The sequence below is a fragment of the Vibrio sp. MMG023 genome (genome assembly GCF_021654215.1).
Classification (GTDB): domain Bacteria; phylum Pseudomonadota; class Gammaproteobacteria; order Enterobacterales; family Vibrionaceae; genus Vibrio; species Vibrio jasicida.
The window spans coordinates 648008-660530 of the sequence record NZ_JAKFZP010000001.1 but is presented as its reverse complement, the minus strand read 5'-3'; the positions used below and the strand labels follow the sequence as shown (position 1 = coordinate 660530).

Annotated in this window: 11 protein-coding genes and 1 riboswitch; of the genes, 1 reads left to right on the top strand and 10 read right to left on the bottom strand. The window is 45.4% G+C overall.

Annotated elements, in window-relative coordinates; genetic code table 11:
* Nucleotides 1–11: 11 nt before the first annotated feature.
* Nucleotides 12–152, bottom strand: a riboswitch (FMN riboswitch).
* Between the two features lie 122 nt (nt 153–274).
* The 6 genes from L1076_RS02855 to L1076_RS02830 form a co-directional block, all read right to left on the bottom strand.
* Entirely contained in the window at nt 275–892 is a 618-nt protein-coding gene (locus L1076_RS02855; protein ID WP_039974990.1) for a cob(I)alamin adenolsyltransferase/cobinamide ATP-dependent adenolsyltransferase, read from the bottom strand.
* A 59-nt stretch (nt 893–951) separates the two neighbouring features.
* The gene (locus L1076_RS02850; RefSeq protein ID WP_237303096.1) at nt 952–2808 is read right to left on the bottom strand and encodes an MFS transporter; all 1857 of its coding nucleotides are present in this window, start codon (nt 2806–2808) and stop codon (nt 952–954) included.
* Nucleotides 2809–2990: 182 nt separating this feature from the next.
* Entirely contained in the window at nt 2991–3350 is a 360-nt protein-coding gene (locus L1076_RS02845) for a hypothetical protein (protein ID WP_105067968.1), read from the bottom strand.
* A 10-nt stretch (nt 3351–3360) separates the two neighbouring features.
* Nucleotides 3361–4098, bottom strand: a complete 738-nt coding sequence (locus L1076_RS02840) for a helix-turn-helix transcriptional regulator (RefSeq protein WP_237303095.1) — start codon at nt 4096–4098, stop codon at nt 3361–3363.
* A 1-nt stretch (nt 4099) separates the two neighbouring features.
* A complete protein-coding gene (locus L1076_RS02835; protein WP_237303094.1) occupies nt 4100–4753 on the bottom strand; it encodes an HD domain-containing protein in 654 nt (217 codons plus the stop codon).
* Between the two features lie 106 nt (nt 4754–4859).
* Nucleotides 4860–5630, bottom strand: a complete 771-nt coding sequence (locus L1076_RS02830; RefSeq protein ID WP_104046335.1) for a hypothetical protein — start codon at nt 5628–5630, stop codon at nt 4860–4862.
* A gap of 535 nt (nt 5631–6165) precedes the next feature.
* On the opposite strand from L1076_RS02830, the gene L1076_RS02825 reads away from it, so the two are divergent.
* The gene (locus L1076_RS02825) at nt 6166–6348 is read left to right on the top strand and encodes a hypothetical protein (protein ID WP_009704791.1); all 183 of its coding nucleotides are present in this window, start codon (nt 6166–6168) and stop codon (nt 6346–6348) included.
* A 50-nt stretch (nt 6349–6398) separates the two neighbouring features.
* On the opposite strand, the gene L1076_RS02820 is transcribed toward L1076_RS02825, so the two are convergent.
* From L1076_RS02820 to L1076_RS02805, 4 genes are all read right to left on the bottom strand, one after another.
* The gene (locus tag L1076_RS02820) at nt 6399–7676 is read right to left on the bottom strand and encodes a cytosine deaminase (RefSeq protein WP_237303093.1); all 1278 of its coding nucleotides are present in this window, start codon (nt 7674–7676) and stop codon (nt 6399–6401) included.
* A 9-nt stretch (nt 7677–7685) separates the two neighbouring features.
* Nucleotides 7686–8924 carry a cytosine permease gene (codB, locus tag L1076_RS02815; RefSeq protein ID WP_042600193.1) on the bottom strand — a complete coding sequence of 413 codons (1239 nt, stop codon included), beginning with the start codon at nt 8922–8924 and terminating at the stop codon, nt 7686–7688.
* 849 nt (nt 8925–9773) lie between these two features.
* Nucleotides 9774–11120, bottom strand: a complete 1347-nt coding sequence (locus L1076_RS02810) for a magnesium transporter (RefSeq protein WP_038867331.1) — start codon at nt 11118–11120, stop codon at nt 9774–9776.
* A gap of 74 nt (nt 11121–11194) precedes the next feature.
* Nucleotides 11195–12517: an AarF/ABC1/UbiB kinase family protein gene (locus L1076_RS02805; RefSeq protein ID WP_045404639.1), complete on the bottom strand. Its 1323-nt coding sequence runs from the start codon at nt 12515–12517 to the stop codon at nt 11195–11197.
* Between the last annotated feature and the right edge of the window lie 6 nt (nt 12518–12523).

Genomic DNA, 12523 nt, shown 5'->3' with positions numbered 1-12523 from the left:
CGCTGATGTTTTCTTATTCTCTTTCATCCGGACTATAACCGTCGGCTCTGGCATCTCACCAGATCTGCTGACCTCGACGAATCGAGCGCTCGCGGGCTCACTCAAAAGAGTATACCGCCGGTGGGGAATTTCGCCCCGCCCTGAGAACATTGAATCCAACCAATATGGTTAGAAGTAAAAAACTCCGACACTCAAATGAGTGGTCGGAGTAGAGATAGTACTGCGAACGCCTTGGCTTGAAAAGTAGATTGCAACTACTTGATGGAAAAGTGCGCTATCTGCTGAAGTGATCAGTTTTGATAAAGTGATCAATCTGACCAGGTACATAGGTGTTGTAGATAAGACTAGTGTGAGTCTGTTTCGTCTCTATATGATCTTGCATGCCTTCTAAACGTGTTTCATCTACGGTCACTGTGCCATCAGACATTGTGTTGTCTTTGTGCATGAGAATCGGCCTTGCGCCAATGCCCATTGTGCCTGCGATGCTGCCGAGTTTTTGTGGGAAAGTCCAAACATCTTCGTGCTTGTTAAGGCCGTGATACGGTGAGTTACCAAGCATCGCACCGAATCCCAAATCTTGAATGCGAGTGACGATAGATGCGCCTTTCAGTGGCGAGCCAATTGCGATAACGTGGGACACCAGACTTGTCGATGGCTTTCTGTTCGCGAGGTATCGTTTAATCATCAAACCACCTAGGCTATGACCCACCAACACATTTACAGTGAGTGGGTTGAGCGCCTTGTCGATCGAATCAAACAGCGATTCTTCGTTAATTGAAACCGTGTTGTAACTCAACACTTGGGTCTCGTAGCCCAGTTTTCTCAGCTTTTGGCTAAGAGGCTGCATGACCAGCCCATGCATATAAAGACCATGTAAGATGATGATTTTCATAATACCTCCTAGATTTATGACGTTGATTTTATCCTACTAGATTCTCCACGAGACTACTGTCAGCGAATTAGCAAATCTTGCACTTCTTTTTGTAACAAATGGCGATCTAACGTGGTTGGTTGCAATAGCTCACCAATATTGACTTCGATACGAGACCAGAAGCGAGTAGGGCGCTTCGTTAACGCGTGTCCATTTTTGTGGCTGAAGAAAGAGCCCCATAAGCCTTTTAGCGCCATCGGAATCACAGGTACAGGTGTACGCTTTAAAATCTTCTCAACACCCGGTCGGAACTCGCCCAGTTCGCCATTTGAGGTCAAGCGACCCTCTGGGAAGATACAAACTACTTCATCGTTATTAAGCGCCTGCTCAATCTGTTCGAAAGCTCTTTTGTAAGTCTCTGCGCATTTGCGTGGCGAGCAGATTGGGATAACGCCGGCATGACGAAAAACATATTTAAGAATAGGCAGTTCACTGATTGACTTGTCCATCACAAATCGAACTGGGCGGGTTGATGTACCCATTAGAATCAAAGCGTCCACATAGCTCACATGGTTTACCACAATCAGGGCTGCGCCTTGTTCTGGGATATGCTGACGACCGGTTACCGAAACTCGGTACAGACAGTGGCTTAGCAAGTAGCTAATAAAGCGCTGAGTAAACTCAGGTACTTGACGGTAAACGTAGATAGCCACGATGAAGTTACCGACGGCCAAAATGGCAAATAACTCAACAATAGAGAACTCTAAAACACTTAATACCAAGATTGAAACAGCAGCGGAAGCGACCATAAACAGTGCGTTCATGATGTTGTTTGCTGCAATAGATTGAGCGCATTCGTCTTCTTCTGAGCGCGATTGGATAAACGCATAAAGGGGAACAATAAACACGCCTCCGCTCACACCAACCAAGAACAAGTCGATCATTACTCTAATATGCGAAGGCTGAGCAACAAAGCTTTGTACGTCGTAATAGTGACTTGGGAAAGATTCGATTGCAGGAACTGCCCATAGTAGGTCGGCACTGAAAATCGTTAAGCCCAAAATACCAAATGGCAGAATACCCAGTTCAACTTGATTGAAAGACAGCTTTTCACATAACCATGAGCCTGTCGCGATACCAACTGAGAACAGAGCCAGCAACAGAGAAACCACTGTGCTGTCTGCAAATAGGTGTTCACGAGCAAAATTTGGGAATTGAGTCAGGTAAGTCGCACCCATAAACCAGAACCAACTGATCGCTAGAATCGACATCCAAATACCGCGTTGTTTTTGTGCCAGTTTGAGTGTTTTTTTCAAGCCAGTGATGGGTTCGAATGTAACCTTATTGTTTTTCTTACTCGGTAGAGAAGGGATGTTAGCGCTGCTCAAGAAGCCCAGTAGTGACAGCGTAATCACAATGCAAGAGGCGATAAGCATACCATTTGGAATCGCAAGCAATAGACCTGCGCTTAATGTACCAATCAGGATAGAAAGGAAAGTCCCCATCTCAACCCAAGCATTACCTTTCACTAGCTCATCAGATTTTAGCGCTTGAGGAAGTAGAGCGTATTTCACTGGGCCGAAGTAAGCCGATTGAGTACCAGTCATGAAGAGTAGAACCAGCATTAGAATGGCACTCTGCGTCATGATAGCCGTCGCTGCACAGCTCATGATCACTAACTCAACAAGTTTTAAGCGGCGGATTAACTTGGCTTTGTCCATGTTGTCGGCAATCGCACCGGCGTGGGCAGAAAACAGAAAGAAGGGAAGAATAAATAAGCCAGCCGCAAGGTTAACAAAAAGATCGACCGACATCGGTAGTGAGTCAATTTGGCTGTAGGTCACCATCAACAAGAGAACATTCTTGTAGATATTGTCGTTCAGTGCACCAAGGCACTGAGTCACGAAATAGGGAAAGAATCGTTTAGTGAGAAACATGCTGGCTCCGTAATTGCAAAATCGCGTTGAGATGGGAGCACTTTAAAGGTTGCGTTTTAGGAAACCAGTGTGAAGAAAAGAGTTACGTTATGAGAAACCAAAAGTAACACTTTGCGATACTTTTTGTTTCATTAATTTGTGATATTGCACGGGTTGGTGCTTCTATACGTTACGAGATGAGCTTAGTGTCGGAACCAGACGCTGAGCATTCTCAATGTAACGAACAAGATAAAGCCAGACAGCCCAATAAAGCCTAATGTCACCAAATAAAAGAACAGACGCACCAAGCGAGCTTTCATTCGTTTGAAAAAACCGAGGCTTGGCGTAAGTTCAGGAACATGCTGAAAGCTCGAGATCATCACCCAAGCGGCAAGCGCCCACAACGCGGTTACGCCACTCGGAATAAGATAAGACTCCTTAACCACATCAGAAAGTTGCAAGAGTGTGGCAATGAACACCGCAAAACCAGCAAACGCAATGAGTACGAACAAAGGGAGAATAGGTCTTGTCTTGATAGATAGGCTTTTGAGTTTATCGAGCATCAGGTAGTACCTATTTGCGTTCCCAAGGGTTAAACAGCGGGAATGTCCAACGACGCATCGCAATCACCAGAGAGGTTCCGTGCTTCTCGTCCATATCCAGTGAATCGTCGCTCTGACAGATCTGATAAAACTCATCAATGACCTTTTGTAGCTTTTGCTGCATCTTTTTGTTGGTTGGCAAGCTCATTAAGCCCGTTGCCATCACTAGCTTTTCATCTTCAGCAGAGAAATAGCTCTGGAAGAAAGCTTCTTGAACTTGTTGCTGGAAGAAACGCTGAATAGGGCCACCTGTGTGCCACTTGAAAGTCGGGGAGATACGCAGACGAATCTTGTTACCTGGCAGCAAGTCGATGATATTGAGACGATCGAGTTGGGCGAGCTTTTGTATCAGCTCTAACTCATCAAAGGTGTATTGCTCGATGATTTGTTCGAAGCGATAACCATTGACCACACAAACCGCAACCAACAATAAGCCTTTATCTTCAACCAGTTGTTTTTCTTGTCCTAGCGTGAGCGACTCCAGCCCTTTGTTGTGTGCTGCTGCCAGTTTAAATAGCTCTGCCATTTCTAACCCAATCAGCTGACAGATACGCTCCAAGCGGTCGAGGCTGATTTGACTGCCTTCTGCCAATAAGCGCTTTACCGAGCCCTCGCTCAGTTCCAAGTGCTGCGCGACATCGACATAGTGCAAGCCAGATTGCTTGAGTTGGCGTTTGAGCTCTTTAATTAGGTCGTGACTTTCCGACATATTAACCTTCTACTTCTTGGCGCAACTGCTCTAGGTAAGACTGCATAAACGCTTTACGCTTCAAACCTTCTTCATATGCTGCTTTGGTGTTCATCGTCTCGACAATTTTAAACAATTTGGTTTGGAAATGATCGATGGTGAATCGTTTATCTTCCAATTCTCGATGCTCTGCAAACATGTCCTGTTCGTTATATAAGGCAGCATCAAATAACGTGCTCACTTGAATACAGCGTGTCACACCAATTGCGCCAAGCGCGTCTAAGCGGTCTGCGTCTTGGACGATCTGAGCTTCCAAAGTATTAGGTGTAATGTTGGCGCTAAAGCTGTGAGATTCGATCGCGTGGGCGATAGCGTCATGGTATTGAGCAGGATAGTCGATGCTTTCTAGAAACGAAATCGCTTTGGTTGCGGCAATCGTTGAGCTTTGTTTGCGGTTCGGGTGATCTTTTGGGTAAGTAAAGCAATCGTGCAGATACGCAGCTGGTAATACAACGGCTAAATCTGCGCCTTCTTGTTCTGCTAGTTGACGAGCGGTTTTGACTACGCGTTGTACGTGACTGAGGTCGTGAGCGGCATCAGTTTGCATCTCTTGCTGCATAAAGTGTAGGAACTGAGGCTCAAATTGGCTGAGCTCTGCTAGGTTGAGTTGAGACATGGATTTCTTCTAAAAAATAAAGGCTTAGACAGAGTATGCCTAAGCCTTTATTAAATTGCCAAATGAGACGTTGTTATTGAGATGTTGCGAAGAAAGCCTGGTTGTTTTATTGGGTGCGAGTGAATCGGAACGTTTGTACTTTTTGCTCTGCTCCGTCGATGTAAGCGTAGCTATCGATGGTCCAAACGTTTGGACCTGCAAAACCTAGCTCGACACGCACATCACCCGTCGGAATACCTTGGTAAATGACGTCGTTAATGTTCATCGGGTAGAAGTTGTAGCGATGGTTTTGTGATTGTTGTTCACCAGCAAAAGCAACCGATACATCTTTTGCTTCATTGGTCAGCGTCAATTGGTAGCCTGCTTGTGGATCGAACGTGAACGCGGCATTAAGGTCAACGCCTTGCGAGTTGGTCACCTTAACATTTGCTTCTGTTGTTTTTGCTAGCGAGCCGTGTGCAGATAGACCTTCTAAACCTTTAAAGTCACGATTATGGTTCTGGATATTTACGTTCCAATCGCCTACAAAGTTATCGATCTCTTGCCACTGCTGCGAGGCATTGGTTGCAGCTGTGTTCTGACCACCGTTAATACCACTAATCGCGTCATTGCGGCTGTCGTGGCGAATGTTGTCACGGTTATTGTGAATATCCGCGCCAGCACCTGCGACACCACCGGCGACACCACCCGCAACTGCGCCTTTCACGGCAAGCTCAGCATCACCCGTCAAAGCGCCCATCGTCAGACCTAAAAGTGCACCACCTGCAGCGCCTTGTTTTGTTAATGCGTTTGGATCATCTTCTCCCGGAGTCACGCATCCTGCAAGTAGGGGAAGAGACAGCGCCGCGACCAATGTAGTTTTGTTGAAAATGTTCATGTATTTCACTCCGAGATGTTTGGTTCGAAGCTATTATTGAACGCTGTTTGATTAGGAATCCACTTATCTCGCTGATAACCGACAGTTATCACGCAAAAGTTTTGTTTACTATAAGGCTCAAGATTTTTCTGTTTGGCTCGATTTGAGGGAGGCAAAGAAAAGGGTCAACATTGCTGCTGACCCTAGGTTTTATTTTATTCTTTATTTTATAAGCACTAATTTTGACGTTGTTAGTGTTAAATCTGTGTTTGGGCGATTTGTGGTTTTTTAGTATAAAGCTCAACTAACTCCCTAACTTTAGTGTTTGTTACGAAGGAGTGCAAATGTTTATTACGCAAATTGTCTATATTATGAAATTTAATTTGAATGCAATTCACAAAATTTCACATTCAAAAACACATTCAAACCATGAAGTGTCTCAAGTTTGAGCCCACCATAATTAGGATCTATCTTTCATGATCCAGATCAGTATTGATATCTCTTTAGAGGGATAGCATTCACGCGAAAATTGATAATTATAAATTGAGTCCGAGATATGCAGGATTTATATGAGCTAGAACGTAAGTTGGTGGAATACGGCGCAGATATGAAAGGCTTAAAGGTTGTACCTGCCATTGTTGATGAAGATGGCAAGGTTGTTTATTTAGGGAATACGCCTTCGTTGCTAAGGAATGTCATTAGTTGCCGTAGACACCTAACACAGCGCGTGAAGAAATAAAAGAAGGGTCTGATTCAATCAGACCCTTCTTTTATTTAAAAGCTCAGTGATTAGCGTTTGTAAGTCACTTGCTCTTGCTCACCAAGGTGAATGTGTGTTGTCGCAGGCTGTGTTTCTGCAATCACTTTACCGTGACGAACAGAGTAACGAACTGGCACTTGACGACGTACTGCGTCAAAACCATTTTCTGCAGGAAGAATCAGTAAACTACCTGGCTTACCTGTTTCAATGCCGTGCTTGTCTTGAATGTTCAGTGTACGTGCTGAATTCGTGCTGATCAGATCCAGTGAGTTGTTGATTTGGTCGTAACCCATCACCTGACACACGTGCAGACCCATATGCAGCACTTGTAGCATGTTTGCAGTGCCTAGTGGGTACCAAGGATCGAAGACATCATCGTGACCAAAACACACGTTGATGTTCGCATTCAGCATTTCTTTCACACGAGTCACACCACGACGTTTCGGGTAATCATCGAAGCGGCCTTGAAGGTGGATGTTCACCAATGGGTTTGCAACGAAGTTGATGCCAGACATGCGTAGCAGACGGAACAGGCGAGATGCGTAAGCACCATTGTAAGAGCCCATAGCGGTCGTATGGCTTGCGGTTACCTTGTGACCCATGTTGAATTTGTGCGCTAGCGCTGCAAGCGTTTCAACAAAACGTGATTGCTCGTCATCGATCTCGTCACAGTGTACGTCGATCAAACGGTCGTATTTCTGTGCCAGTTCGAAAACGTAGTGCAGAGACTCGATGCCGTACTCACGAGTGAATTCAAAGTGAGGGATTGCACCAATAACATCAGCACCCATCTGAATCGCTTCTTCTAGCAATTCTTTACCATTCGGGTAAGAGAGAATGCCTTCTTGTGGAAACGCAACGATTTGGATGTCTACCCACTCTTTCATTTCTTCACGAACTTCTACCATCGCTTTTAGGGCAATTAGGGTAGGGTCAGAAACGTCAACGTGAGTACGAACGTACTGCACACCGTTTGCAATTTGCCACTTAAGCGTCTGCTTTGCGCGTGATTTCACGTCTTCAATCGACAGCGTCTCTTTACGCTCAGCCCAACGCTCGATACCTTCGAAAAGCGTGCCAGAGATGTTCCAGCTTGGCTCACCGGCGGTTTGCGTGGTGTCTAGGTGAATGTGCGGCTCACAGAAAGGAGCGACAGCCATGCCGCCCTCCGCATCAAGAACATCACCTGTGTAATTTAGTTCTACATTATTGTCTTCAATACGCTTGAATTGACCATCCTCAATCAAAATTTGCTGGAGACCTTCCTGTCCCTTTAGCGTTGCGTTCTTGATCAATAGTGTCGTCATGATGGTTCCTTACGCTGGCTGTTGTGCCAGTGTCTTTTTATTAAGAATAGGATTTAGAATCAGGTAGCTGATTGTGCCGCCTAGTACCGCATTCACAGGCACGATACCCGGAAGGAAGTGACCTGCTGCAACACCAATCGCCACAGCGATAATGCCAGCCCAGTTAACCGTTTGGAACTCTGCTGCTGCGAAATTTGTGTAACGTTTACGGTTCATGAAAAAATCCGCAATGATTACGCCACCAATTGGTGGAATTGCAACCGATAGGAAGGTTAACCAGCCTACAAAGTTATTGTACAACCATAGTGCACACAATGTACCTACTAAACCGTTCGCCATTGAGATGTATTTACTTGGCAGACCAGTGATGTTGGAGAAGCCCAGACCCGATGCGTAAAGCGCGTTGTCGTTGGTTGTCCAGATGTTCAGGCCAAGTACGATGATGGCTGGGATAAGAAGGCCTTGTGCAATCATTACTTCCGAAATGTCTGATTGACCCGTTACCGCTGCACCAGCTGCGCCAAAGATGAACATCAGTGAGTTACCGATAAAGAACGCCACCATGGTGACCATCACTGCGCCTTTTGGCTTTTTGCCGAATCGTACGAAGTCTGCGGTTAACGTACCCGCACTGACAAATGAGCCTACGACCATAGCAAGAGCGACAGAGAAATCGATTGGCTGCGAAGGTTGTACTTTTTGAAGTTCTGCTACGCCACCAACGCTATTTACTGCTTCCACTACCGAGTAACCGCCTAGTAGGGCAATTGCTGGTACTGCAATCGCCGATAACACCATAAGTGCAGAGATACCAAAGTAAACCGTTGCGGTCATGAGTAGACCAGAAATGATGATAAGCGTGTTTGTATCGATGCCTGTTGCCTTGTTCACTGGAATCGCAAACATCGCTACGCCAACACCAAACCAACCAACTTGTGTGCCGCCAAGAAGTGCGGAAGGAAGCCAAGAGCCTTTAGAGCCAAAAGAGAAACGAGCAAGGAGGTGAGTGGAGAGACCAGTAGAAGCGCCGATGTAACCGAGGAAAGAAGTGTAGATACCGAGGATTAGGTTACCAATGAGAACAGCGAGGAAGAAATCATCAAAAGAAAGGCCAGTACCGAGCGAGCCGCCCGTCCACATACTTGCGGAGAAGAAAGTGAGTCCCAACATAACCATGGTTAATGATGCCACGCCTTTTCTGGCAGTGTTAGGAACCGGTCCGAGACTGTAGTTATTGTCTGCAGCCATTTTTACCTCCGCAAAAAATTAAAACTAATTATAGATCCCAATTTCTGGGCAAACGGCGCGTATTATCGTGATGTAAATCTCATAGTCAATGAGTTTTTTGTCATTTAAACGTTTACTCAAGCCTTTGTGTTTTTTTATTTCATTAAAAACATAAGGTTATATTTTATTTGAAGAGCAAAAAAGTTTGTTAATTGATTGCTTCATGCAAGAGTAATTTGTCATGAAATCGGTATCATTGGGCACTTTCTTATATCACCTTTGCTTTACACGCTTTCTTTATAAACTCAACCATTCTTGTCTCTTATGCTTTTAAAGCAAACGTTTTCTTTCTAATTGGGTGTTGTGTTGCGCATAAATTAAACATAATTAAGTTTAATCACTGATGTTTATGTGGCTTAAATAAGGAATGTAGCCTCAAGTGGCTATTTTTGGTGGTTAACTTGGCGAAATATGGAGTGAAATCGTTTGTAAGTTTTTGGGCTTTTGACTTTGATACTGGGATTTTGCTGCAGCTTGAATAGAGAGTACTGAGTGCGAGAAGGAGGAAGGCGAAGAAAGGAATCAGAAAAACACAGATAAAAAAATAGCCAACCGCAAAGAGTGCGATTGGCTTATATACTTGTGAACAAATTCAAGTTCACTAACAACGTCAGTTGGCTAGGTGACCCTCGGCTTAAGAAGGGTCAGCCATACTAATGCAGTTAGTGTGCCAACTTTATAATCGCCTAAAAATCGCGGTTTCTGTGACATAGGTTGCCTAAAATTCCTCACTTATTGCAAAATGCAATTTCGTTTTGCAATTTGTAATTATAATGCTAATGATGAATTAATTAACTAGAGCAATCGTTTTTACAACATTACTAGGCTTGCTGTTCCTAAAAAAGCGAAGAAGCCGACCACATCTGTCACGGTAGTCAAAATGACGGAACCAGCTAAAGCAGGATCGAGTTTCAATTTATCAAGTACGATAGGGATCAAAACACCAAATAGGGCTGCCGTTATGATATTTACGATGATGGCTAATGCGATGGTGCCGCCCAGTACGGTTGATTGGAACCATAAACCCGCCAGCCCACCGATGATCAGCGCCCAAAGTAAGCCGTTCAAAGAGCCAATACCAAGCTCGTTTTTCAAGAGTGCAAAACGGTTACCCGGAGTGATCTGGTTTAACGCCATAGCGCGAATCATAAGAGTAAGTGTCTGACTGCCCGCGATACCACCCATAGAGGCAACGATTGGCATGAGAACGGCGAGAGCAACCACTTGTGAAATTACGTCTTCAAACAACCCGATAGTGACAGAGGCTAAAATAGCGGTTAGCAAGTTGATGCCCAGCCAAACCCCACGCTTTTGAGAGCTTTTTAATACCGGAGCAAATAAGTCATCGCCTTCATCCATACCCGTACCAGCCATTAAACGCGCTTCGTATATTTCACGCTGCGTGCTTAATGCGAATTGCCAATCCACTTCACCGATTAAGGTTTGGTCGGTATCCGTTACTGGCAACGCTGGCAGGGGGCTATGCTCCAACGCTTCTACGGCCTCAGACAATTCCATTTTACTGTCGAGTACTGTGACGGTTTCTATCGCTAAGGTTTTAAGGCGAACGTCTTCCTCACTACGCAAGATTTCATAGTAGTTCACCGCGCCACGAAACTGTTTCTTACGGTTGATGAGATACACCTGCTGCGGTGTGTCGTAACTGTAACGCTCCATTAGGCGTCGAGCTTTACCAACCGTGATATTAAAAGGGAGAGTGATGATCTTACGCTCAGCCCAGCGGCCAAGTTCTTCGTCTTCGTATTCGTTGGCTTGATCGTAGAGGTCGAGTTCATCTTTCTCAATCAACTCTAACGCTTCATTGATAAACTCTTCAGGCAGAGAGTCTGCCCATTCGATCAGAGACAAGTTATCTAGCTTGGCTAAGGTAAGCTTTAGCTCAACTTCAGAAAGTGCTTCGATGATCGAAAGACGTACTTCTGCACGCATTTCTGTTAGTACATCGATGTGCAACTCCATGGGCAATGCGCGCCACAATCTCACACGATCATCGATCGGAAAGGCTTCGAGAATCAGCGCAACCGCACCGGGTTCGAGGCCGCATTCGATAGAATCATTGAGAGCGGTGATTTGCTCCGCTTCTTCTGCTTGGACAATTTGTTCAATTAGAGTAGAAAGGTCTTGAAACTTACTCAACGAGCACCCCGACAGTCAGATTATTCTTATAGGCAGCGGATCAAGGTACTCGAAAGTAGCAGAAAAACAATAGCCTATTCGTCAATAATCTGTAGGTAAGGTGAGACCAGTTGGCGAATGTTTACTTTTGCGCCAATACGAGCGGCGAGCAAGTACATACCGCCGATTTTTCTGTGCAGGAATAGTGCATCCGCTGGTGGGGTGTGCCAGTACTCTTGCTCCATGCTTAGAATGGTACCGGCTTCTCGGAGTTTCTGAGCTAGGCCACTGGCTTTGAAGTCGTAAGGTTCATCAACCAACATGGGTTCACACGCCATTTTAACTAAGTCGAGAATTGCTTGGCGCTGTGCTGGCAGGATGGTTTGGCTGAAGAAGCCAATCTGTTCAAGCGCGTCATTCAAGCCTTGTTCGTCATTATTCACGACAGATGCAAAGGCTTGGCGGTAGCCAGTACTAAATTGTTCGCTGTATTCGCGAGTCGCCCCAAAGTCTAGCAAGCCGATTTGACGAGTGTTTTCGATATATAAGTAGTTAGCAAAGTTTGGGTCGGTTTGTACCATCTTGAATTCGAACAGTTCTCTGAACAGTAATTCGAGTAGGCTATGCATGACAAAATCTCGCGTACTCTGATCATAATGTTCGATTTGCTCAATTGGGCTACCATCAATGAATTCCATCGCGAGAACGGAATCGGAGCAACTTTCAGTATGGATCTTTGGTACAACAAAATGAGGGTGCTCTTTCAAAGCGTCATGATAACGAATGGCAAATTGCGCTTCTCGTGCGTAATCGGCTTCATCATGCAGTTGCTTTTTCGCTTCTTCGAGCAGTCCTTTGTAGTCGACGGACTCCGGAATCAACCCAACGACTTTGAGTAGTGTGCCGACATTATCGACGTCGCTATCGATACTTTTTCTTATGCCCGGATATTGCACTTTGACGGCTAGATTATCACCTGCATCGCTATAAGCCTGATGCACTTGTCCTATTGAGGCGCTGGCAATAGGCTTAAAGTTAAAGGAGAGGAACTCGGCTTTCCAGTTAGCACCAAGCGAACCTTCCATGACGCCGTTCAGTTGCTTTGCTGGCATTGGGTCTGCGTTGGAGCGAAGACGGGAGAGAATATCGGCGAGTTCAGGTTCTAAAACATCACCAGCATCCATTGACAGCATTTGACCGAGCTTCATTGCAGCACCACGTAAGTGCGCTAGTTGGTCGGTTAAGCGCGCGATGTTCTGCGGCGTCAGCAATAGGTCTTTCGCTTTTGGTTTGTTGCCTTTGGCGATCTGCTTCGTGCCTTCTGCAATCACATTGCCTGCGACACGGGTAGCAAGTGAAGCGAACTTACTGAATCTTGAGATGCGATGGGTGGGTAGGCTTCTTTCCTTTGCCGACATGAATCT